Source organism: Thioclava sediminum (genome assembly GCF_002020355.1).
GTDB lineage: Bacteria > Pseudomonadota > Alphaproteobacteria > Rhodobacterales > Rhodobacteraceae > Thioclava > Thioclava sediminum.
Genome location: NZ_MPZV01000002.1, coordinates 251442 through 274297, shown reverse-complemented (window position 1 = coordinate 274297; position 22856 = coordinate 251442). Strand labels below are relative to the sequence as shown.

The 22856-nt window shown below is 64.1% G+C and carries 24 protein-coding genes; 12 read left to right on the top strand and 12 right to left on the bottom strand.

Translation table 11 applies throughout. The features are described 5' to 3' along the window. Positions 1–6: 6 nt before the first annotated feature. The 4 genes from argE to cysD form a co-directional block, all read right to left on the bottom strand. Entirely contained in the window at positions 7–1161 is a 1155-nt protein-coding gene (argE, locus tag BMI91_RS08540) for an acetylornithine deacetylase (RefSeq protein ID WP_078604662.1), read from the bottom strand. Positions 1162–1165: 4 nt separating this feature from the next. Beyond that, the gene (locus BMI91_RS08535; RefSeq protein ID WP_078604661.1) at positions 1166–2350 is read right to left on the bottom strand and encodes a M24 family metallopeptidase; all 1185 of its coding nucleotides are present in this window, start codon (positions 2348–2350) and stop codon (positions 1166–1168) included. A 134-nt stretch (positions 2351–2484) separates the two neighbouring features. Then, on the bottom strand, positions 2485–4392 hold the full coding sequence (gene cysN, locus BMI91_RS08530) for a sulfate adenylyltransferase subunit CysN (protein WP_078600135.1): 1908 nt from the start codon (positions 4390–4392) through the stop codon (positions 2485–2487). Positions 4393–4450: 58 nt separating this feature from the next. Next, positions 4451–5386: a sulfate adenylyltransferase subunit CysD gene (gene cysD / locus BMI91_RS08525; protein WP_256365665.1), complete on the bottom strand. Its 936-nt coding sequence runs from the start codon at positions 5384–5386 to the stop codon at positions 4451–4453. A 57-nt stretch (positions 5387–5443) separates the two neighbouring features. Between cysD and BMI91_RS08520 the strand changes: the two genes are divergently transcribed. Continuing rightward, the gene (locus BMI91_RS08520; protein WP_078604660.1) at positions 5444–6448 is read left to right on the top strand and encodes a helix-turn-helix transcriptional regulator; all 1005 of its coding nucleotides are present in this window, start codon (positions 5444–5446) and stop codon (positions 6446–6448) included. Here BMI91_RS08520 and BMI91_RS08515 read toward each other — a convergent pair. The 5 genes from BMI91_RS08515 to hemN all read right to left on the bottom strand — a co-directional run bounded on the left by BMI91_RS08515 (position 6445) and on the right by hemN (position 10494). Beyond that, positions 6445–7194: a sulfite exporter TauE/SafE family protein gene (locus tag BMI91_RS08515; protein ID WP_078604659.1), complete on the bottom strand. Its 750-nt coding sequence runs from the start codon at positions 7192–7194 to the stop codon at positions 6445–6447. The two genes, BMI91_RS08520 and BMI91_RS08515, sit on opposite strands and share 4 nt — an antisense overlap. Positions 7195–7206: 12 nt before the next feature. Next, positions 7207–8199, bottom strand: coding sequence for an acrylyl-CoA reductase (NADPH) (gene acuI / locus BMI91_RS08510; RefSeq protein ID WP_078604658.1), 993 nt, complete (start codon positions 8197–8199; stop codon positions 7207–7209). Between the two features lie 11 nt (positions 8200–8210). Further along, positions 8211–8840, bottom strand: a complete 630-nt coding sequence (gene acuR / locus BMI91_RS08505) for an acrylate utilization transcriptional regulator AcuR (RefSeq protein ID WP_078604657.1) — start codon at positions 8838–8840, stop codon at positions 8211–8213. A 31-nt stretch (positions 8841–8871) separates the two neighbouring features. After that, on the bottom strand, positions 8872–9036 hold the full coding sequence (locus BMI91_RS08500; RefSeq protein WP_078605101.1) for a DUF2256 domain-containing protein: 165 nt from the start codon (positions 9034–9036) through the stop codon (positions 8872–8874). Positions 9037–9138: 102 nt separating this feature from the next. Continuing rightward, complete coding sequence (hemN, locus tag BMI91_RS08495) at positions 9139–10494, bottom strand: oxygen-independent coproporphyrinogen III oxidase (protein ID WP_078604656.1); 1356 nt, start codon at positions 10492–10494, stop codon at positions 9139–9141. A gap of 60 nt (positions 10495–10554) precedes the next feature. Here hemN and fnrL point away from each other — a divergent pair, with 60 nt between their 5' ends. After that, complete coding sequence (gene fnrL, locus BMI91_RS08490) at positions 10555–11301, top strand: transcriptional regulator FnrL (RefSeq protein WP_078541984.1); 747 nt, start codon at positions 10555–10557, stop codon at positions 11299–11301. A gap of 12 nt (positions 11302–11313) precedes the next feature. On the opposite strand, the gene BMI91_RS08485 is transcribed toward fnrL, so the two are convergent. After that, positions 11314–11724, bottom strand: coding sequence for a hypothetical protein (locus BMI91_RS08485; RefSeq protein ID WP_078604655.1), 411 nt, complete (start codon positions 11722–11724; stop codon positions 11314–11316). Between the two features lie 224 nt (positions 11725–11948). Here BMI91_RS08485 and BMI91_RS08480 point away from each other — a divergent pair, with 224 nt between their 5' ends. Beyond that, entirely contained in the window at positions 11949–12254 is a 306-nt protein-coding gene (locus BMI91_RS08480) for a hypothetical protein (protein WP_158522119.1), read from the top strand. Between the two features lie 48 nt (positions 12255–12302). On the opposite strand, the gene BMI91_RS08475 is transcribed toward BMI91_RS08480, so the two are convergent. Beyond that, positions 12303–13142 (bottom strand): universal stress protein, encoded by an 840-nt coding sequence (locus BMI91_RS08475; protein WP_078604653.1) that lies wholly within the window; start codon positions 13140–13142, stop codon positions 12303–12305. 263 nt (positions 13143–13405) lie between these two features. Here BMI91_RS08475 and ccoN point away from each other — a divergent pair, with 263 nt between their 5' ends. From ccoN to ccoP, 4 genes are read left to right on the top strand one after another with little or no spacing between them, the layout of a single operon-like run. Further along, entirely contained in the window at positions 13406–15010 is a 1605-nt protein-coding gene (gene ccoN / locus BMI91_RS08470; RefSeq protein ID WP_078604652.1) for a cytochrome-c oxidase, cbb3-type subunit I, read from the top strand. Positions 15011–15022: 12 nt separating this feature from the next. Further along, entirely contained in the window at positions 15023–15751 is a 729-nt protein-coding gene (ccoO, locus tag BMI91_RS08465; RefSeq protein WP_078604651.1) for a cytochrome-c oxidase, cbb3-type subunit II, read from the top strand. A 13-nt stretch (positions 15752–15764) separates the two neighbouring features. Then, positions 15765–15965: a cbb3-type cytochrome oxidase subunit 3 gene (locus BMI91_RS08460; RefSeq protein WP_078604650.1), complete on the top strand. Its 201-nt coding sequence runs from the start codon at positions 15765–15767 to the stop codon at positions 15963–15965. 31 nt (positions 15966–15996) lie between these two features. Further along, positions 15997–16881 carry a cytochrome-c oxidase, cbb3-type subunit III gene (gene ccoP, locus BMI91_RS08455; RefSeq protein WP_078520403.1) on the top strand — a complete coding sequence of 295 codons (885 nt, stop codon included), beginning with the start codon at positions 15997–15999 and terminating at the stop codon, positions 16879–16881. 294 nt (positions 16882–17175) lie between these two features. Here ccoP and BMI91_RS20025 read toward each other — a convergent pair whose 3' ends face one another. Further along, positions 17176–17340: a hypothetical protein gene (locus BMI91_RS20025; protein WP_158522118.1), complete on the bottom strand. Its 165-nt coding sequence runs from the start codon at positions 17338–17340 to the stop codon at positions 17176–17178. Positions 17341–17440: 100 nt separating this feature from the next. On the opposite strand from BMI91_RS20025, the gene BMI91_RS08450 reads away from it, so the two are divergent. From BMI91_RS08450 to ccoS, 5 genes are all read left to right on the top strand, one after another. Then, positions 17441–18325, top strand: a complete 885-nt coding sequence (locus tag BMI91_RS08450; RefSeq protein WP_078604649.1) for a LysR family transcriptional regulator — start codon at positions 17441–17443, stop codon at positions 18323–18325. Between the two features lie 124 nt (positions 18326–18449). Further along, positions 18450–19898, top strand: coding sequence for a cytochrome c oxidase accessory protein CcoG (gene ccoG / locus BMI91_RS08445; protein WP_078604648.1), 1449 nt, complete (start codon positions 18450–18452; stop codon positions 19896–19898). Continuing rightward, positions 19895–20359, top strand: a complete 465-nt coding sequence (locus tag BMI91_RS08440; protein ID WP_341853195.1) for a FixH family protein — start codon at positions 19895–19897, stop codon at positions 20357–20359. The genes ccoG and BMI91_RS08440 overlap by 4 nt, the downstream gene beginning before the upstream one ends. A gap of 4 nt (positions 20360–20363) precedes the next feature. Continuing rightward, complete coding sequence (locus BMI91_RS08435) at positions 20364–22589, top strand: cation-translocating P-type ATPase (RefSeq protein WP_078604647.1); 2226 nt, start codon at positions 20364–20366, stop codon at positions 22587–22589. A 12-nt stretch (positions 22590–22601) separates the two neighbouring features. Beyond that, on the top strand, positions 22602–22763 hold the full coding sequence (gene ccoS, locus BMI91_RS08430; RefSeq protein ID WP_078520399.1) for a cbb3-type cytochrome oxidase assembly protein CcoS: 162 nt from the start codon (positions 22602–22604) through the stop codon (positions 22761–22763). Positions 22764–22856 lie beyond the last annotated feature (93 nt).

Genomic DNA, 22856 nt, shown 5'->3' with positions numbered 1-22856 from the left:
GAGCGGTCAGGTTCGGGCGCTGGCGAGCCTTCCCAGCATCGTCAGCGCCTGATCCATCTGCTCGAGCGAGACGAATTCGTCGGCCTTGTGGGCCTGCTCGATCGAACCCGGCCCGCAGATCACCGCATCCATCCCGAGCGACTGGAACAGCCCGGCCTCGGTGTTGAAGGCGACGCAGCCCGCGTGGTTCTGGCCGGTCAGCGCGAAGACCAGATCGCGCGCGGCATTGTCGTCCATCGGCTCGAGCCCCACGACCTCGCCGATGGTCTCGGTAGCGATCCCGGCCTCGGGCGCGATTGCGCGCATCTCGGGCAGCAGCGTGTCTTCGACGTAGCTCGCGATCTCGCCTTTGACGAACTCCATATCGGCGGCGTTGATCGGGCGCATCTCCCAGGCCAGTTCGGCGCGGGGCGCGATCACGTTATGCGAGATGCCGCCTTTCAGCGCGCCCACGTTGAGTGTCGTCTGCGGCGGGTCGAAGCGCGAGCCTTCGGGGCAGCGTCTGACAAGTTCGGCGCGCAGCTCGAACAGGCGGTTGATGTAGCGCACCGCGTATTCGACCGCGTTCACGCCCTTCTCGGGGGCGGAGCTGTGGCCCGGCAGCCCCTCGAAGCGCACGGTATATTCGCAGCAGCCCTTGTTGCCGTCGAACACCTGCATCGAGGTCGGCTCGCCGATTATGCAAAGCGCGGGTTTGACCGGGCGTTTCGCGAGCAGCTTCACCAGCTCCTGCGCGCCCAGACAGCCGACCTCCTCGTCATGGGTGAAGGCGAAATGGATCGGGCGGGTTTTCGCGGCTTCGGCCAGCAGATCGAGCGAGCCGAGACAGGCCGCAATGAACCCTTTCATGTCGCAGGCGCCGCGCCCGTAGAGCTTGCCGTCACGCTCGGTCATGTCGAACGGATCACTGGTCCAGTCCTGATCGGTGACCGGCACCACGTCCGAATGGCCCGACAGCACCAGCCCGCCGTCGCGCGGCGCGCCCAGTGTCGCGAAAAGGTTCGCCTTGTGGCCGCTCTCGTCGACCATCACCTCTACCGCCGCGCCGACGGTTTCCAGCCGGTCCGCGATGTAATGGATGATCGGCAGGTTGCTGTCGGTCGAAATCGTTGGGTAGGCGATCAGGTCCGAGAGGATCGCGCGGGTTGTGTCGATCCGCATGGTCTCAGTCCTTGATGAATAGTTTGCGCTCGACGTTGCACAGGGGCATGGCGGGGCCGTCCTCGGTGATCACGATGGTCTCCGTCGTCTCCATCCCCCAATGATCCATCCAGAGGCCGGGCATGAAGTGGAAGGTCATGCCGGGCTCCAGTATCGTCTCGTCGGTGTCGCGGATCGAGACGGTGTGCTCGCCCCAATCGGGCGGGTAAGAGCAGCCAACCGCGTAGCCCGCGCGGTTGGGCCGTTCGATGCCGACCTTCGCGAGTTCTACATTCAGCGCCCGGGCGATATCGCAGGCACGGTTGCCGGCGCGGGCGACCTCGATCCCTGCGTTCAGCCCCTCGGTCAGCGCCTCGGACGCGTCGATCATGTGTTGCGGCGGTTTGCCGAGGAACACGGTGCGGCAGAGCGGCGCATGATAGCGGCGGTAGCAGCCGGATTGTTCGACAAAGGTCGCCTCGCCCGCCTTCAGCGCCTCGCCATTCCATGTCAGGTGCGGGGCGGAGGCATCGGGGCCCGAGGGCAGCATCGGTACGATGGCCGGGTAGTCGCCCCAGCTGTCTTCCTCGCCCTGCACGGCGGTGCGATAGAGCTCGCCCACCAGATCGTGCTTGCGCAGCCCCGGCTCGGCCAGCTCCATCGCGCGTTCGATCACCAGTTCGGAAATCCGCGCGGCGCGGCGCATGAAGCGCAACTCCTCGTCGGATTTGATCAGGCGTTGCCAGTTCACCAGCACCGAGGCGTCGAGAAGCGTGGCCTCGGGCAGCCCTTCATAAAGGACCGCATGGGCCTTCGCGGTGTAGAAATAGGTCTCCATCTCGACACCGATCCGGGCCTTGCCGTAGCCCATGATCCGCAGGTGCGATGCGAGGTCTTCCATCGGGTGCATGATGTCGGATTGCACCATCGCGTCGTTGTAATGGAGGATGTGCTCCTCCTCCATCCAGACGGTGCGGCGCGCGCCATTGGCATCCATGAAGCGGCCCCACCAGTAGGGCGCGCCTTCCATCGGCAGGATCACCCCCTGATGCGTGTAGAAGGACCAGCCGTCATAGCCCGTCAGCCAGAACTGGTTCGAGGGGTTGGTGATGAAGAGAATGTCGATCTCGCGTTGCGCCATCGCCGCACGCACGAGCGCGATCCGGCGGGAATATTCGAGTTCGCTGAAGTGCACGTTTTCGATCGGCATTCGGGCTTCTTTCTGCTGGCGGTATTTCGCGCAGGTTGGGGCGCGCCCCCGAGCGAGGTCAAGGCCAAAACGAAAACGTGCGGCCCCCGGGAGGGCCGCACGTTCGCGTGACTTGGTGCAGCGGATGTAACCGCTTACGGAATGAGCCGCTCGATGATCAGATCGGCCGCTTCCTCGGGGCTGATCGCAGTGGTGTCGATCCGCATTTCGGCATTCTCGGGCGCCTCATAGGGCGAGTCGATGCCGGTGAAGTTTTTCAGCTGACCGGCGCGTGCCTTGGCATAAAGCCCTTTCACGTCGCGCGCCTCGGCCACTTCCAGCGGCGTGTCCACGAAGACTTCGAGGAATTCGCCCGGCTGCATCATCGCGCGGACCATGTCGCGCTCGGAGCGGAAGGGCGAGATGAAGGCCGTGACCACGATCAGGCCCGCATCGGTCATCAGCTTCGCGACCTCGCCGACGCGGCGGATGTTCTCCACGCGGTCGGCCTCGGTGAAGCCCAGATCCTTGTTAAGGCCGTGGCGGACGTTGTCGCCATCGAGCAGGAAGGTGTGGCGGTTCATCCGCGCCAGTTTCTTCTCGACGATATTGGCGATCGTGGATTTGCCCGAGCCCGAGAGACCCGTGAGCCAGACCACGGCGGGTTTCTGGTGCTTCATGTTGGCATGATGCTCGCGCCCGATATCGGTCGCCTGCCAGTGGATATTCTGAGCCCGGCGCAGCGCGAAATTGATCATCCCCGCAGCCGCCGTCTGGTTGGTCATCTTGTCGATCAGGATGAACCCGCCCAGATCGCGGTTCTCGCCATAGGGCGCGAAGGGGATCTCGCGGTCGGTGGTGATGTTGGCCACGCCGATCGCGTTCAGGTCCAGCGTCTTCGTCGCCAGATGCTCCTGCGTGTTGACGTTCACCTCGTATTTCGGCTCGTGGACGGTCGCCGAAACGGTCTGCGTGCCGATTTTCAGCCAATAAGCGCGGCCCGGCACCAATTCGGTCTCGTCCATCCAGACGAGCGTGGATTCGAACTGATCGGCAACCTCCAGCGGCTCTTTCGCGGCGACGATGACCTGACCGCGCGAACAGTCGATCTCGTCGGCGAGCGTGATCGTCGTGGATTCGCCTGCCACCGCCATGTCGCGGTCGCCCTCCAAGCTGACGATCCGCGCGACTTTCGAGGTCTTGCCCGAGGGCAGCACGCGCACCTCGTCGCCCGGTTTCACGGTGCCCGAGGCCACCAGCCCCGAGAAGCCGCGGAAGTCGAGGTTCGGGCGGTTCACCCATTGCACCGGCATCCGGAAGGGGCGCTCCTGATCGGAGGTCACGTCCACCTCGACCGCCTCAAGGTAGGGCAGCAGCGAGGGGCCTTTGTACCAAGGGGTGTTCTCGCTCGGGCCGGTGATGTTGTCGCCCTTGAAGCCCGAGATCGGGATCGGGGTGAAGCCTTCGATGCCGATGCTGTCGGCGAAGGTTTTGTAATCGGCCACGATCTCGTCGAAGGTCGCCTGATCGTAATCGACGAGGTCCATCTTGTTCACGGCCAGCACAATATGGCGGATGCCCAGCTGGTGGACGAGATAGGAGTGGCGCCGCGTCTGGGTCAGCACGCCTTTGCGCGCGTCGATCAGGATCACGGCCAGATCGGCGGTCGAAGCGCCGGTGACCATGTTGCGGGTGTATTGCTCGTGGCCGGGCGTGTCCGCGACGATGAACTTGCGCTTCTCGGTTGCGAAGAAGCGATAGGCCACGTCGATGGTGATGCCCTGCTCGCGCTCGGCGGCGAGACCGTCGACCAGTAGCGCGAAGTCGATCTCCTGGCCTTGGGTGCCGACGCGCTTGGAGTCGGCTTCAAGGGCCGCCAGCTGATCCTCGAAAATCATCTTGCTGTCATAGAGCAGCCGCCCGATCAGCGTCGATTTCCCGTCATCGACTGAGCCGCAGGTGATGAAGCGCAGCATGGTCTTGTGTTGATGCGCCTCGAGATAGGCGTCGATATCCTGCGCAATCAGCGCGTCGGTCTTGTAGATCGGATCGTTGGTCGTCATGTCGGCTCACCTGATAGGGTGGAAATGAAGGCGCGCGTGCGGCTCGGGAGGGGAAGGCTCAGAAGTAGCCTTCCTGTTTTTTCTTCTCCATCGAGGCGCTCTGATCGTGGTCGATCGCGCGGCCCTGACGCTCGGAGGTGGTGGTCAGCAGCATTTCCTGAATGACTTCCGGAAGGGTCTGCGCCTCGCTCTCGACGGCGCCGGTCAGCGGGTAGCAGCCCAGCGTGCGGAAGCGCACCGAGCGCATCTTCGGCTCCTCGCCATCACGCAGCGGGAAGCGGTCGTCATCGACCATCAGGATCAGCCCGTCGCGTTCCACCGTCGGGCGCGGGGCCGAGAAATAGAGCGGGACGATCTCGATCCCTTCGAGGTGGATATATTGCCAGATGTCCAGCTCGGTCCAGTTCGAGATCGGGAAGACGCGGACGCTTTCGCCCTTGGCCTTCTTGGCGTTGTAGAGGCGCCAAAGCTCGGGGCGCTGGTTCTTCGGGTCCCAGCGGTGATTGGCCGAGCGGAACGAGAAGACGCGTTCCTTCGCGCGGGATTTCTCCTCGTCGCGGCGCGCGCCGCCGAAGGCCACGTCGAAGCCGTGCTTGTCCAGCGCCTGTTTCAGACCTTCCGTTTTCCACATGTCGGTATGCAGCGAGCCGTGATCGAACGGGTTGATCCCCTTGGCCTTCGCCTCGGGGTTCTGGTGCACGATCAGTTCCATCCCCGCATCCTTCGCGGCCTTGTCGCGCAGGTTGTACATCGCCTGGAATTTCCACGTCGTGTCGACATGCATCAGCGGGAAGGGCGGCGGCGACGGGTAGAAGGCCTTTTTCGCGAGATGCAGCATCACCGCGCTGTCCTTGCCGACGGAATAGAGCATGACCGGATTATCGGCTTCGGCCACGACTTCGCGCAGGATGTGAATGCTCTCGGCTTCGAGCCGCTGCAGGTGAGTCAGGGTCTTGTTCATGAGGGAGGTCTCTGTCTGAACGCGGTTTTCCAAGATATAGGCGTCGGGTTTTGCTGGATAACCCCCCAAATGGGGGGGTAAATACGGCTTATGTTGGGTCAGTCCGAGAACACACTGTTGATCAACGCGCTCTTCGCGGCGGCGAGCGAGGCGGGAAAGGCTGGCTGGGTGCGCTTTCTCGAGCGGCTTTGTGAGGCTGCCCATGCCGAGGGCGCGGCGGTGCAGATTCTCGCGAACGAGGGGGAGGGCGCGGGCTGGCAGGTTGGCAGGATTGCTTTGCCCGATGCTGCGCGCCTGCACCCTATGCGCCTTGACCGGGTTTATTCGCAGATCGACCTGCCGGGCGATATCGAATGGCCCGGACCGCTCCGCGCGCTGAAAGTTGCGGCGGGGGCGGCGGGTCAAACTGTGTTGATGATCGCGCGTCCGCATCGGGATTTCCGCGCGGCCGAGGCGCTGGCGCTCTCGACACTCGCGCCGCATCTGGGGCAGGCAATGATGATCCGCGAGGCGCTCGGTGGCGAGCGAGCCCGTGCTGCGCGTGATACTGAGGCTGCCGAAGCGCTCGGCGCTGGCTGGGTGGTGCTGACGCCTGCGGGCACGGTGCTCGCATTCGACCCGCGCGTGGCGGCGGAGTTCGATGCGCAAGGCTGGTTGCGGCTGCGCATGGGCGCACGCCCGGAATTCGCCGATCCCGACGCTGCGCTGCGCTTTCGTCAGAACCTTGCTGCACTCGGAGAGGGGCGGGAGGTCGTCCGGCCGATTCCACTGGGACCTGAGGGCCGGGGTGTTCTCCGTCTTGCGCCGGGACAATGGCGGGGCAGTCCCGCGCTGATCGGTCATCTGCGTGAGATGCCGCGGGCCGAAGCTTTGCCAGTCGCGCGGATCGCCGGCGCGCTCGATCTCAACCGGTCCGAGGCGCGGCTCGCGGCGCTTTTGTGTGACGGGGCGAGCCTGCGCGACGCGGCCGAGCGGCTGGGCTGGACGCTGGAGACCGCGCGCTCGACCTCGAAGCAGATCTACGCTCGCGCGGGTGTCAGCGGCCAGACGGGGCTGTTGCGCAAGATGTTCGGCTCGGCGCTCTGGCTGGGTTAGCCGCGCGCGAAGAAGACCGCCGCCATCACCAGCCCGACCGCGATGATGAAGCCGCGCAGCAGCGCCATATTGGTGATGCGTTTCGACAGATGCGCGCCCAGATAGCCGCCGATGGCGCTCGCGATGCCCAGCACCACGACCGCCTGCCAGTCGATCAGCCCGGCCACTGCGTAGGTCACGACCGAGACCAGCGAAAGCACCGCCGAGACGAGGTTCTTCAGCCCGTTCATCGCGTGCAGATCGGTGAAGCCGATCAGGCCGAGCGCGGCGAGCAGCATGATCCCGAGGCCGCCGTTGAAATAGCCGCCGTAGATCGTCACGGCCATCAGCAGAGCAAAGGCCGAAACCGCGCCCATCGTGCGGCCCGAACGCTGGAGCGCTTTCAGCAGGAACGGTCCGAAAGCGAAGGCCGCCGTCGCCAGCAGCAACAGCCACGGGACCACGCCTGCGAACAGTTTCTCGGGGGTGATCAATAGCAGCAGCGCACCGAGAAAACCGCCTGCCACGGCGGCGATCAGGATCGTGCGCAGCGCCATCGGGCCCTTGTGGCGCAACTCGTGGCGGAAGGCCCATGCGCTCGACAGATAGCCGGGCAGGGCCGCCAGCGTCGCGGTCGCATTCGCGGTGATCGGCGGCACGCCGGTCCAGACGAGCGCGGGGAAGGACAGGAAGGTCCCGCCGCCCGCGACCGCATTCAAAGCGCCCGCCGCGAGACCGGCGAGCGCGAGGATCAGAAAAGACAGCATTATCTACCGTAATCAGCCGAGGTCAGGTGCGACCGGAACGACGATCCGCCCGCGGATCTTTCCTTCGAGGAATTTCGGCGCGGTTGCAATCACGTCTTCCAGTGCGACTTCGGTCTCCATCGCGGCGAGCTTGTCCATGTCGAGATCGGCGGCCAGGCGACGCCATGCCTCGACGCGGTCCTCGATCGGGCACATCACGCTGTCGACGCCGGCAAGGGTCACGCCGCGCAGGATGAAAGGGGCCACGGATGTCGGCAGGTTCATCGAGCCCGCCAGACCGCAGGCCGCGACGGTGCCGCGATAGGTCATCATCGACAGGACATTGGCGAGCACCTCGCCGCCGACCACGTCGACAGCCCCGGCCCAGCGTTCCTTGTTCAGCGGGCGAGGTTTACCCGAGACATCCTCGCGCGGAACGATCGAGGCGGCGCCGAGGCCCTTGAGGTAGTCTTCCTCTTCGGGGCGTCCTGTCACGGCCGCGACCTTGTAGCCCAGCTTGCCCAGAAGCGCCGTTGCTACGCTGCCCACGCCGCCAGTCGCGCCGGTCACGACGACCTCGCCGCTCTCGGGCGTCACGCCATGCGCCTCGAGCGCCATCACGCAGAGCATCGCCGTGTAGCCCGCGGTGCCAATCGCCATCGCCTGACGCAAGGAGATCCCGTCGGGCAGCTTCACCAGCCAGTCGCCTTTCAGATGGGCGCGCTCGGCCAGCCCGCCCCAGTGCTTCTCGCCCACGCCCCAGCCGTTGAGCACGACCCGGTCGCCTTTCGCGAAATCGGGATGCTTGCTGTTGGCGACGACGCCCGAGCAGTCGATGCCCGGCACCATCGGGAAGCTGCGCACCACGGGGCCCGCGCCGGTAATCGCCAGCGCGTCCTTGTAGTTCATCGTCGAGTAGGCGACGTCGACGGCCACCTCGCCTTCGGTCAGATCGGGCAGGTCGATCTCCTTGAGCGCGGCGCTCTGGGTCTCTTCGGGTTTCTCGATCAGAATGGCTTTGACCATGGGGTATCCTTTCAGCTTCGGGCGAGCCGCAGGAAGCCGTCGGTAAAACGGCGCAGCGGCTCGGGGTTGCGTTGAAGTTTGGTGCGCAGGACCGCGCCTTCCCAGCCGGTCCAGAACAGCTCTGCGAGGGCGTCGGCGTCATGATCGGGGCCGATTTCGCCCACCGCTTGCGCGTCACGCAGGCAGGTCGCGGTGAGGCTCTGCCAGCGCTCGAATACCGCGATCAGGCGGGTGCGAAACTCCTCGGGCAGGCTGCCCATCTCCTGACCGAGATTGCCGATCAGGCAGCCACGGCGAAAATCGAACCGCGCCATGCCCGCCTCGGCCTCTTCGGTGAAAGCAGTGAGCCGGGCGAGGGGGGTAAGGTCCGCGCGGTCGAAGGCGCGGCGGAGCTTGTCTTCGAAATAGGCGCCATAGGCGTCGATCAGCGCCGCGCCGAAGGCCGCTTTCGTCGGGAAGTAATGGTAGAAACTGCCCTTGGTGACACCGGCGGCGGCGGTGATCTCTTCTAGGGCGACGCTCGCGTAGCCGCGCTCGGTCAGTTGCGCCAACCCCGCCTGGATCAGCGCCTTTCGGGCGTCCTGATCCTCCGGTTTCCGGCGCGGGCGGCCACGGCGCGATGGGGCTGGCGTAGCGGTCATGCGGAATTAATATACCATGCGGTATGATAAATCAATCGCCGCGATTTCGCCTCGGCGGTTCGGTCTTTGCTGATCTCCGGCAGCGCTCTGAGCAGTAGCGCACGCTCTCCCAATCCCGGGCCCATTTCTTGCGCCACGCGAAGGGGCGGCCACAGTTGGCGCAGAGCTTCATCGGCAGATCGGATTTGCGGCGCATCTTCATGCAGGGCGATACGCGGCCGGGGCGTCGCCGGATGACCCCGCGCAAAAGAAAAGGGGCCGCGCGCGGCGACCCCTCTCCCGTCCCTCTTCCCTTCGATCAGATCGCCGAGCTGTGCCCGGCTTTCGACAGATCATAGGCATCGAAATGGCGCGCGATCATCCGGGTCAACGGGCGGGCCTTGACCGGAATGCGCAGCCCCCCCGCGCTCACCTGAACCATGTCGCCGAAATGCTCGGCGCAGGTGGCGAACAGCGCGGACAGCTCTTCCGGATCGGCGCCGAAGTCCTGCACCAGTTCCGCTGCGCTCACTTCGAAATCGCACATCAGCGCCTCGATCAGACGCGCGCGCATCTTGTCATCCGCGGTGAAGCGGTGCCCGCGCGAGGTCGAGAACCGATCCGCCCGGATCGCCGCGGTATGGGCCGAGGTGGCGGGCGCGTTCTGCGCATAGCCTTGCGGGAAGCGCGAGATCGACGAAGCGCCGAGCCCGACCAGCGCTTCGGCCTGATCGTCGGTATAGCCCTGGAAATTGCGCCGCAGCTTGCCTGCCCTTTGCGCGATCGAGAGGCCGTCGGTCGGCAGGGCGAAATGGTCGATGCCGATCTCGTCATAGCCGTCGGCCACGAACAATTCGCGCGCCACCTCGAACAGCTTCAGGCGCTCCTGCGGGGTGGGCAGGTGGTCCGACGGGATCATGGTCTGGCGCCGCGCCATCCACGGCACATGCGCGTAGCCGTAAAGCGCCACCCGGTCGGGGCCGAGAGACAGCAGCTTCTGCACCGAGTCCGCGATCTTCGTCGGCGTCTGGTGCGGCAGCCCGTAAAGAATATCGGCGTTGAGGCTCGCGACATCGCGTTCGCGAATCATGTCGACCGCGGCCTTGGTGATCTCGTAGCTCTGATCGCGCCCGATAACGCCTTGGATTTGCGGGTCGAAATCCTGCACCCCGATCGAGGCGCGGTTCATTCCGGTTTCCACCAGCGCGTCGATGCGCTCGGCGTCGATCTCATTCGGGTCGATCTCGACCGAGAATTCCGCACCTTCGCCCATCGGCACCGCATCGAATACCGCATCGGCGAGGCGGCGCATCATCTCGGCGGGCATCAGCGTCGGCGTGCCGCCGCCCCAATGCAGCCGCGACAGCGTGACGCCGGGGGCCAAGCGTTCCTTGAAAAGACGCAGTTCGGCCAGCAGCGTCTCGGCATAGGCGCGCACCGGTTCTTCGCTCTGCGTGCCTTGCGTGCGGCAGGCGCAGAACCAGCACAGCCGTCGGCAAAACGGCACGTGCATATAAAGGGAGATCGACGCACCTTCGGGGATCGCTTCGATCCAGTGCGCGAATTCCATCGGTCCGACATCGCCCGCGAAATGGGGGGCGGTGGGGTAGCTTGTGTAGCGGGGCACCCGTGCGTCGAAGAGCCCGAGCCGGGTCAGTTGCGATTCCTGTTCCATAGGCGTATCTTTAGATGTAAGACGCGCAACAGAATTTGACCCAGATCAAGCAATATCCACATGGCACATGATGACGTTCAGCCTGCTTCGCTCGCCTGCGGAGACTGCCCGATCCAACATCGCGCTGTGTGCGCACGATGCGATGCAGACGAGCTCGAACAGCTTGAGAAGATCAAATATTACCGAAGTTTCGAGGCAGGCCAGACGATTATCTGGGCTGGCGACCAGATGGATTTCGTGGCCTCGGTCGTCTCGGGTATTGCGACCCTGACGCAGACGCTCGAAGACGGGCGCACCCAGATGGTTGGCCTTTTGCTGCCTTCGGATTTCGTGGGCCGTCCCGGGCGCAACCGTGCCGCTTATAACGTGACCGCGACCACCGATATTCTGATGTGCTGCTTCCGGCGCAAGCCTTTCGAGGAGATGATGGAGCGCACGCCCCACATCGCTCAGCGCCTGTTGCAGATGACGCTCGACGAACTGGACGCGGCGCGAGAATGGATGCTGCTTCTGGGCCGCAAGACCGCGCGCGAGAAGATCGCCTCGCTGCTGTCGATCGTGGCGCGGCGCGATGCGTCGATCAACATGAGCCCCAGCGCCCGGCAGATGGTGTTCGATCTGCCGCTGACGCGCGAGGCGATGGCCGATTATCTCGGGCTGACGCTCGAGACGGTGAGCCGTCAGATGTCCGCGCTCAAACGCGACGGCGTGATCGAGCTGCAGGGCAAGCGCCATGTCACCGTGCCGGATATGGATCGGCTGCTGCTGGAAGCAGGTGATGACAGCGACGGCGGTTTCCTCATCTGAGCATCCGTCCGATCAGGGGGACACGCACTGTCGATAGGTGAGGGGCTTCATCGAGTCCCGCGTGATATCCTGACGCGAGAGGTAGATGCCCGTACTCGACAGGGTCAGCACGATGTCGCGCTGCCATTTTTGTCCTTCGCCAGTAAAATTCCACGTCGCCCGCACCACGCGATCGGTCGCGCTGTCGATCTCAGTGAGTTTGGCCTGCGACTCGTAGAATTGCAGGCTGTCCGGCTTCACCACCATCAGGCCCTTGGCATCATCGCGTGAGCCGTCGCAATCGGCTTTCGTCAGTCCCCAACGCCCGACCATGCCCTCCGGCAGCGTCTTGGGTGTCGCCCCGTCTTGTTTCGGCGCCATTTCCTGACAGGCGGCGAGCAGCGCGAGGCTGGCGAGAAGGGCGGGAAGGATGATGCGGGTCATTGGGGGCTCCGGTCTTTATTTAACCAGCCAACCCGTCAGCCTGACCGGGGTTCCGCGCAGGGCAGGGATGTCGCGACAAGGTCGCGAATTCGTGCGGGTTCTGCCCCGGTTTCGGCACTGTCGTTAGGTAAACAAGGGGAGGCAGCATCGTGGAAGGTCTTATGCGTATCCTGATTACTTGTTTCTTCCTCGTTGCCGCTCCAGGCCTGAGTGTGGCGCAGCCATTGTCGCAGAGTATGGCGCAATGCTCGGGCCTGTTTCACGGCGTCGGCACGATGATGTCCGACCCCGCGCGGGCGGAAAAGCTCGACCGGGCGGGGATGATCTGGCGAGGCGCGGCGATCAAGCAGGCCGAGGCTGAAGGGCGCACGGATGCCGCCAGCTGGGTCGCGGTTCATCAGCGTGAAAGCTTTGACGACTGGCGCGGGCGCGGCAAGATGGCGGCCTTCTCGCAGGACTTCCGCGACTGGGCCAGCTATTGCCGCAAGCTCGGCAAGGCGAAGGGCATAAAGACCGACTTCGGGTCATGAAAACGGCGCCCCGAGAGGCGCCGTCATCCGTTCAGAAAGGTGGCGCGCTCAGTGCGCCATGATCACCGGAACCTCTGCCATCTCGAGCATGTGGCGCGTCGCCCCGCCCAGGATCGCTTCGCGGAAGCGCGAATGGCCGTAAGCCCCCATCACGATCGCATCGGCTTCGCTGTCGCTGACATGACGGTTGAGCACGTCCGACACGCGCGGCATGGTCTTGGCCAGCACCGACACCTCGGCATGGACGCCGTGACGCGCCAGCATCTGGCTGAGCTGGCCGCCGGGGTCGGAGCGCTCGGGCCCATGCGCGGGCGGGTCGATCACGGTAATATCGACCAGATCGGCGGATTTCAGAACGGGCAGGGCGGCGCGGACGGCACGCATCGCCTCATGAGATTGATTCCACGCGATAACGACGCGCTTGGCGGGCATGTCGCCGTTATACCCGTCGGGCACGATCGCGACCGGCACCTGGCCCTCGAAAAGCGCGGCTTCGACCGCAGCTTCGATCTCCGGCCCGCGGCCCTCGCCATAGGGGCGGCCCATGATGACCAGATCGGCGAAGCGGGCGCGTTGGCCGACAACTGTGGGCATCGCGCCGATTTGCGAGACGACCGCATCGACGCCCCAGCGGATATCTTCGGCTTCGAGCCGCGCGCGCACCGCGGTCTCGGCATTGCGCGCATCGTCCTGCGCGCGATCCATCGTTTCCTGCTGCACGAAGGCGGTCGCGCCCGCGTAGTAATATCCAGTCTGCGTGCGGTCCACGCCGAGGCAGAGCACGTCGAGATGGGCGTCGCGCCGCCGGGCGACGGCCACGGCGGTATCGATCTGTGTCGCGGCCGCCTTGGGATCCGTGACGATCGTGAGAAGTGTCTTGTAAGCCATGGGTCCTGTCCTTGCGCCAAAAGCGAATAAGCATGTGAGACCAGAGACTAACCCGAAGAGATCGGCCGCACTTTGACGCGGATCAAGGGACGTGCCCGTCATATCACATAACTGCGACCGAATGGCGCACTGTGATCGCGAGCATTTGATGCAGATCAAGGCATCGTGCATACCCTCGGACCACAAGGACTCCAGTCAAGCCCAGGAGGATTCTCGGTTTACGAGGGTGCCGCAGGGGCAGACCAGACGAAGGGACGCACAAAATGTGGGATTATATCAAGCTGATCGCGCTTGGCCTTGTGGCGGTTCTGGCCGCCATTGCGGCCGGCTACGCGCGCGATCTTGCCTATCAGGTGAATGCAGTCGAGGTCATGCTGGCCGCGGCCATCGCATTCATCTGGGTGCTTCGCACCATGGGGAGCCGCCAGCCGGTGGCTCAGAACGAGTATTTCGACGGCGTGGTTCGCGCCGGGGTGATCGCGACGACCTTCTGGGGTGTCGTGGGCTTCCTGGTCGCCGTCATTATCGCCTTCCAGCTGGCCTATCCGGCGCTCAATTTCGAATGGGCACAGGGCTATCTGAATTTTGGCAAACTGCGCCCGCTGCATACGTCGGCGGTGATTTTCGCTTTCGGTGGCAACGCGCTGATCGCATCGTCGTTCTACGTGGTGCAGCGCACCTCGGCAGCGCGGTTGTTCGGTGGCAACAGCCTCGGCTGGTTCGTGTTCTGGGGCTATAACCTGTTCATCGTACTCGCCGCGACCGGCTACATCCTCGGCGCAACGCAGTCGAAGGAATATGCCGAGCCGGAATGGTATGTCGACATCTGGCTGACGATCGTCTGGGTCGCTTATCTGCTGGCCTTCCTCGGCACGATCTTCAAGCGCAAGGAACCCCATATCTACGTCGCCAACTGGTTCTACCTGTCCTTCATCGTGACCATCGCGATGCTGCACATCGTGAACAACCTGTCGATCCCGGTCTCGTTCTTCGGTTCGAAGTCGGTTCAGGTCTTCTCGGGCGTGCAGGACGCAATGACGCAGTGGTGGTACGGCCACAACGCGGTGGGCTTCTTCCTGACCGCAGGCTTCCTGGGCATGATGTATTACTTCGTGCCGAAGCAGGCTGAACGTCCGGTCTACTCCTACAAGCTGTCGATCGTGCACTTCTGGGCGCTGATCTTCCTGTACATCTGGGCCGGTCCGCACCACCTGCACTACACGGCGCTGCCCGACTGGGCCTCGACGCTGGGCATGACCTTCTCGGTGATCCTGTGGATGCCCTCCTGGGGTGGCATGATCAACGGTCTGATGACGCTCTCGGGCGCATGGGACAAGCTGCGGACCGATCCGATCATCCGCATGATGGTGGTGTCGGTCGGCTTCTACGGCATGTCGACCTTCGAAGGCCCGATGATGTCGATCAAGGCGGTGAACTCGCTGTCGCACTACACCGACTGGACGATCGGTCACGTGCACTCGGGTGCGCTCGGCTGGAACGGCATGATCACCTTCGGCATGCTCTACTTCCTCGTGCCGCGTCTGTGGGCACGTGAAGGGCTCTACTCGCTGAAACTGGTCAGCTGGCACTTCTGGCTCTCCACCATCGGGATCGTGCTCTACGCCGCTTCGATGTGGGTCGCCGGGATCATGCAGGGCCTGATGTGGCGCGAAGTGGACAGCCAGGGCTTCCTCGTGAACGCCTTCGCCGACACCGTGGCCGCCATGCATCCGATGTTCGTGGTCCGTGGTCTGGGCGGTGTGCTCTACCTCACGGGTGGCATCATCATGGCCTACAATCTGTGGATGACCGTCGCTCGTCAGCCGCGCGTGGAATCGCGTTCGGTTGCCGCCGTGCCGGCTGAATAAGGAGAGGAACAGATGGGACTTCTCGACAAGCACAGTGTTCTTGAAAAGAACGCCACGCTCCTGCTGATCTTCGCCTTCCTGGTCGTCACGATCGGCGGCATCGTGGAGATCGCACCGCTCTTCTACCTCGAAAACACCATCGAGGACGTCGAAGGGGTGCGGCCCTACACGCCGCTGGAGCTCACCGGGCGCGATATCTACATCCGCGAGGGCTGCTATGTTTGCCACTCGCAGATGATCCGCCCGATGCGCGACGAAGTGGAGCGTTACGGCCATTACTCGCTGGCAGCGGAGTCGCAATACGACCACCCGTTCCAGTGGGGCTCGAAGCGGACGGGGCCCGACCTCGCTCGCGTCGGCGGCCGCTACTCGGATGCCTGGCAAGTGGATCACCTGACCAATCCGCAGTCGGTCGTGCCGGAATCGGTGATGCCGAAATACGGCTTCCTGCTCAATCGCATGGTCGATCCCGCGCATATCGACGAGCGGCTCTCGACCGATGCGATGGTGGGCGTGCCCTATACCTCGGACATGATCGAGAACGCCAAGGCGGACTTTGCCGCTCAGGCCGATCCGAACAGCGACTATGACGGGCTGATGGAGCGTTATCCCAACGCGACGAACGTCCGTAATTTCGACGGTCGCCCGGGCATTTCCGAGATGGACGCACTCGTCGCCTATCTGCAGGTGCTCGGCACCATGGTCGATTTCTCGACCTTCGAACCCGTGGCCAGCCGGTAAGGGGAGCTGATCAATGGACTATCACATCTTCAGGGAATTCGCGGACAGCTGGTTTCTGATCTTCATGTTCGTCTTCTTCCTGGCCGTCGTGGCCTGGGTCTTCCGGCCCGGTTCGCGCAAGACCTACGAAGATACGTCCGAGATCCCGTTCCGGCACGAAGACAAACCCGCCAATGCCTCGGAGGCCGGCGAGAGCCGGTCCCCCAAGGACTGACGGCGCCACGTTGTAAGGAGGCGTGGAGAACATGAGCAAGAGACCAAGCAAGCACAAGCACGAGGTCGAGACCACGGGTCACCAGTGGGACGGCATCGAGGAATACAACAATCCGCTGCCCAAATGGTGGCTGTGGACCTTCTATGCCTGCGTCATCTGGGGGATCGGTTACTCGATCGCGATGCCGGCATGGCCGATCTTCAAATCCGGCGCGACGCCGGGGATCATGCACTCGTCGACCCGCGCGAATGTGCAGGCCGATATCGACAAGTTCGCTGCGGCGAACAAGCCGATCCAGGAGAAGCTCGTCTCGGTCGATCTCGACCAGATTTCGAGCGATCCCGAGCTGAACAACTACACCCAGAACGCTGGTGCGGCCGTGTTCCGGACCTGGTGCGCGCAGTGCCACGGTGCGGGTGCGGGCGGCAACTCGAAGCTGGGCTATCCGAACCTTCTCGACAGCGCATGGCTGTGGGGCGGCACGATGGAGGACATCCATTTCACCGTCACGCACGGCATCCGCAACGAGACGGACCCGGATGGCGAGGCACGTTACTCGCAAATGCCCGCTTTCGGCACGGACGAGCTTCTCGAGCCCGCGCAGATCGATCAGGTCGTGCAATACGTCCGCAAGATCTCGGGTCAGGACCATGACGAAGCAATGGCCACTGAAGGCGAGACCGTCTTCATGGACAACTGCTCGGCCTGCCATGCCGAAGACGGCACCGGCGACCAGATGCAGGGTGCGCCCAACCTGACCGACGCCGTCTGGCTTTACGGTGGGGATGTGGACACGCTGACCTACACGGTCACCAACGCCCGCTTTGGCGTTATGCCGAACTGGAACGAGCGTCTGTCGGAAGCGGATATCCGCGCCGTCGCAGCCTACGTTCACAGCTTGGGCGGCGGCCAGTAACGGTCGAAAACACAGAGATCCCGCGGGGCTTTGGTCTGGCGGGTCGCACCGGCACCCCGTCCTGTTCGCGCGTTTCCTGGGGGTGCCGGTGCCCAATTTCAGAGGGCCCCCGTCGCGGGGCCCTCTCGTTTGTCGAGGGTTACCTGTCGTCTATCTTGGGGTCATCTTTGGGCAAAACAAGCTCTGCGCTTGTCTTTGCACGCCGATGTGAACGCCGATGAGAGCGGGCCGCCGGCAGGCCGGGGCGCTGATCGAGGCCCGTAGCGATGGTGAAGCTCTGCGCCCAGATCCCGATCATTTCCAAATCTCCCGAAACCGTTGGCGCAGAGAGGGGCGCGGTGCGCGATGGCGCTTACGCGAGTCTATCGGGTCCGGCAGGTGCGGCCAGTTGCTTTGCGGCGGATGGAGGTTCATGCGGGCGAACAGCATCAGCGTGTCGGGCGTAACTCTATCTTTCATGTCTGATCTCCTGAAGGCGGGTCAACTCTGGTCAGGATGCTTTATTTGCGCGAAGATGCGACTCAGGAAACTTTCCACTATGTAAGTTGAAGTTACAGATATGGACTGGCGAACCCTTCCCTCCCTGACCGCGCTGCGGGCGTTTTCGGCTTTCGCAGAGTGCGGATCGGTGGCCGAGGCGGGACGTGCGCTCAACGTGTCGCATGCAGCCGTCAGTCAGCAATTGCGAGGGCTCGAAGAGCGGCTCGGTCTGACGCTTGTCGACCGGTCGGGCCCGCGGCCTGCGCTGACGCCCGACGGTCGCCGCCTTGCGCAAGCGCTGCGCGACGGGTTCGGCACGATTGCCGAAGCGGTCGCTTCGCTGAGCGACACCGCCGACTCCCGCCCGCTGCAAATCGCCACTACACCAAGCTTCGCCTCGGCCTGGCTGTTGCCCCGGCTGCCGGACTTTCGCGAAGCCCATCCCGAGATCGGTCTGACTATCGACCCTTCGGCGACCGTCTCCACGCTTGCGCCGGGCGGGGTCGAGATGGCGCTGCGCTACGGATCGGGGGACTGGCCCGGCCTCGAGTCGCGGCTTTTGGTGCGCTCGCCCATCGTCGTGGTTGCGGCTCCTGCGCTGGTGGGGGATGGGCGGTATGACTGCCCGGCGGATTTGCGTGGCCTGCCGTGGCTGCAAGAGCTCGGCACTTCCGAGTCGACCGACTGGTTCGCGCGCCATGGTGTCACGCAGGATCAGGCCAAAAGCCTGACAGCGATGCCGGGCAATCTTTTGCTCGAAGCGGCGCGCGGCGGGCAGGGGGTGGCGGTGACCGCCTTGGTCTGGGTAGAGCAGGATATTGCGGCCGGACGGTTGCGGCTACTGTTTGAAGACAGCGAGGAAAAAGGCTATTACACGGTTACGCGACCGGGCGTGAGGCGACCGGCGCTACGCCAGTTCATGTCTTGGCTCTTCAAGCAAGCGGCGCATGCCGGTAACCAGTAAAAATACCAACCAGTGAAGATTTCCTGTATGGCAGACCTGTCTTTTTGACGCAGGTCAAAGCCTTCACGACTGTGTCATACCAGAAGAGCCTGTGACGCAGAGAAATATATGAACGGAGAGAGTCGTGAGCTCCACCGAACCAGTCGATCCCCCGCCGCTTTACGCCGCCCGCGAGCCGATCTTTCCGCGCCGCGTGCACGGCCAGTTCCGCAACCTGAAATGGGTGCTCATGGCGGTGATGCTTGGCATCTACTACATCACGCCGTGGATTCGCTGGGATCGTGGCCCGGAGCTACCCGATCAGGCGGTGCTTCTGGACCTCGCGAACCGCCGGTTCTTCTTCTTCATGATCGAAATCTGGCCGCATGAATTCTACTTCGTCGCGGGCCTTCTGATCATGGCGGGCCTTGGCCTGTTCCTGTTCACCTCGGCGCTGGGGCGCGTCTGGTGTGGCTATGCCTGCCCGCAGACCGTCTGGACCGATCTGTTCATCCTTGTCGAGCGTTGGGTCGAGGGCGACCGCAACGCGCGTATCCGTCTGCTGCGTCAGAAATGGAACGCCGAGAAGTTCCGCAAGCGCATCACGAAATGGGTGCTCTGGCTGCTGATCGGCGTCGCGACCGGCGGCGCCTGGGTGTTCTACTTCACCGATGCGCCTACGCTGCTGACCGATCTGTTCCACGGCACCGCCTCGCCGATCGCCTATACGACGATCGCGGTGGCGACGCTCACGACCTTCGCCTTCGGCGGCTTCGCCCGCGAACAGATCTGCATCTACGCCTGCCCGTGGCCGCGCATTCAGGCGGCGATGATGGACGAAGACACGATCACCATCGCCTATCGCGAATGGCGGGGCGAGCCGCGCGGCAAGCTCAAGAAGGGCCAGCACGATCCGACGCAGGGCGACTGCATCGACTGCATGGCCTGCTTCAACGTCTGCCCGATGGGCATCGATATCCGCGACGGCCAGCAGCTTGAATGCATCACCTGCGGCCTGTGCATCGATGCCTGCAACGAGATGATGGACAAGATCGGCAAGCCGCGTGGCCTCATCGGCTACATGGCGCTGAAGGACGAGGCGAACGAGCGCTCGGGCAATCCGGTCATCAATGTCTGGAAGCACATCATGCGCCCGCGCACGATCCTCTACTTCTCGATGTGGTCGCTGATCGGCATCGGTCTGGTCGTCGCGCTCTTCATGCGCTCGCCCATCGACTTCAACGTGACGCCGAACCGCGATCCGCTCTTCGTGGTGGAGCCCTCGGGCGCGATCCGCAACATCTACACGCTGCGGCTGCGCAACAAGGCGGGCGAGGCGACCGAGTTCAAGGTCTCCGTCAAAGCCCCCGATCCGGCCGAGCAAAGCACGCTGAGCGTGTTGCTCGAAGGTCAGGACGGGAGCACCGTGACGGTGCCCGCAGATGAAACCATGACCCAAAGGGTCTATATTGTCGCCGAACCCGGTTCGTCCATCGCCACCAGCGAGCGTACCGAGCTGACGATGTGGATCGAGGACATGACCAATACTGATCGCGTGTCGGAGACGACCGTATTCAACGGAAGGGTACAATGACCGATATGGCGAAACCGCTGACCGGAAGAAAAGTGCTGATGATCGCGGTGGCCTCCTTCGGGGTGATCATCGCGGTCAACCTCGTCATGGCGTGGCAGGCTGTCAGCACCTTCCCCGGCCTCGAGGTCGACAATTCCTATGTCGCCTCGCAGACCTTCAACGAAGAGAAACTGGCGCAGGATGCGCTCGGCTGGACCGTGTCGCCGGAGTATTCCGACGGCAAGCTGAGCTTCGTGATCCGCGACGAGGACGGGCTGCCCGCGAGGGTGGCCGAGTTCAAGGCGCTCGTCGGGCGCACCACCCATGTCCGCGATGACATGACGCCCGATTTCGACTATGTCGGCGGCATCTTCACCACGAAGCTCGATCTTGCGCCGGGCGTGTGGCTGGTGCATCTCGACGCGAAAGCCGCCGACGGCACGGAGTTCCGCCAGCGGATTGACCTGTTCGTGAAAGGCTGAGCCGATGTCGGTGTCGCCCGCTTCTCCATCGCATAGCGAACCGTTCGAGGACGAGCATGTCTCGGCTTCGGCCTGTCCCGCCTGCATCGCGGCCCCCTCGGCCGAGCAGATAGCGAAGTCGGGTGACATCAAGGGCGCGCGGATCATGCTGTCGCTGCCCACGGCGCATTGTGCGGTCTGCATCACCGATGTCGAACGCGAGCTGATGAAGCAGCCGGGTGTGAAGTCGGCGCGGGTGAACCTGACGCTGAAACGCGCCTCGGTTGATGCGGCGGGCGATGTCGAACCGGCGGGGCTGATCGCGGCGCTCGACAAGATCGGCTATGAGGCGCACGAGCTCGATCCCGGCATGCTGTCCGCGACCGAGGCCGACAAGCGCGGACGGGACCTCTTGATGCGCATGGGCGTCGCGGGCTTCGCGATGATGAACATCATGATGCTCTCGATCGCGGTCTGGTCGGGGGCGGAGGATTCGACGCGCGACCTCTTCCACTGGATTTCGGCGGCCATCGCGCTGCCCACCACGATTTTCGCGGGCCAGCCCTTCTTCGCCAATGCCTGGGCGAGCTTGCGCGGCGGGCGTCTAGGGATGGATGTGCCGATCTCGCTCGCGATCCTGCTCGCGCTCGGGATTTCGCTGTTCGAGACGATGCATTCCGGGGCACACGCCTATTTCGAAGCGGCGACGATGCTCACCTTCTTCCTGCTGGTGGGCCGCTATCTCGACTATCGCACCCGCGCCGTGGCGCGCTCGGCCGCCGAAGAGCTAGCCGCGCTGGAAGTGCCCCGCGCGACCGTGTTGCGCGACGGCGAAGAGGTCACCGTGCCCGTGGGCGAACTTGTGCCCGGCGATCTGATCCGGGTGCGCCCGGGAGGCCGTATTCCCGCCGATGGCGAGGTGACCGAGGGCCAATCCGAGAGCGACCGCTCTCTGCTGACTGGCGAAAGCCTGCCCGTGCAGGTGCTGCCCGGTATGACGCTCTCCGCCGGTGAGGTGAACCTGACCGGGCCGCTGACCCTGCGCGTGACGGCGGCCGGGCGCGACAGCTCGCTGCATCGGATGGCCGATCTCGTCGCGATGGCCGAAAGCGCGAAGACGAAATACACCTCGCTCGCCGAACGGGCGGCGCGGGCCTATGCGCCGATCGTGCATATCCTGTCCTTCAGTGCGTTCTGCGCCTGGGCCTGGATCACGGGCGGCGACTTCCGTCTGGCGGTGAATATCGCCGCCGCCGTGCTGATCATCACCTGCCCCTGTGCGCTGGGGCTTGCGGTGCCTGCCGTGGTGACCGCCGCATCGGGCAAGCTGTTCCGCAAGGGGCTTCTGATCAAGGACGGCACCGCGCTGGAGCGTATGGCCGAGATTGATACGGTTGTTTTCGACAAGACCGGAACGCTGACCATGGGCGCGCCGCGCCCGCAGAACCTCTCCGATCTCTCGCCCGAGGCGCTGTCCGTCGCGATGGCGCTGGCCGAAGGCTCGAGCCACCCGCTCGCCCGTGCGCTGAATGAGGCCGCGGCAGGGCAGGGCGTTGCGCCCGCTGCGCTGAGCGATCTGCGCGAAGTTCCGGGCTATGGCGTCGAAGGTGTCTGGCAGGGACAGCGCGTGCGGCTCGGTCGTGCGAACTGGATCGGCGCCGAGGACGGCACGACCACCGCGACCCATCTCAAGATTGGAGATGCGGCACCGATCTCGATCCGTTTTGCCGACACGCTGCGCACCGGGGCCGAAGAGGCCGTGGCCGGTCTGAAGGCGCAGGGCAAGCAGGTCTGGCTGGTCTCTGGTGATGTCGAAGGCGCGGTGAGCGATCTCGCCACGCGGCTCGGGATCGACACCTACCGCGCCGGTGCCTTGCCCGCGGAGAAAGCACAGCTCGTGAGCGATCTGACCCAACAGGGCCACCGCGTGCTGATGGTCGGCGACGGTCTCAACGACACCGCCGCGCTGGCCGCGGCCCATGTCTCGGTCTCGCCCGCCTCCGCACTGGATGCCGCGCGCACGGCGTCGGATATCGTGCTTCTGGGGAAGGATCTCGCGCCGGTTTCCGATGCCGCCTCGATCTCGGTGCGCGCCCGCCGCCGGATCAAGCAGAACTTCGGCATCTCCATCGTCTACAATATCATCGCCGTGCCGCTCGCGCTGACGGGGCTTGCGACGCCGCTGATGGCGGCGCTCGCGATGTCGGCCAGCTCGATCACGGTTTCGCTCAACTCGCTGCGCCTGCGCTGAAAGGAGCCCCTCATGGAGGTTCTTCTCTATTCGATTCCGATTTCCCTGCTGCTCGGCGGGATTGGCCTCGGGGCGTTTTTCTGGTCGCTGAAGAACAATCAGTATGACGACCCGAAAGGCGATGCCGAGCGCATCCTTTCCGACGAGTTCGACGACCACCCGAAGCAGGACTGAGCGCGCGACGCGCAGGGCCGGACCGGACGGCCCGATCCCCTTAGATTCGCGCCCGCTTCGCCTTGGCATAAATATCCCCGCCGGAGGCTCCTG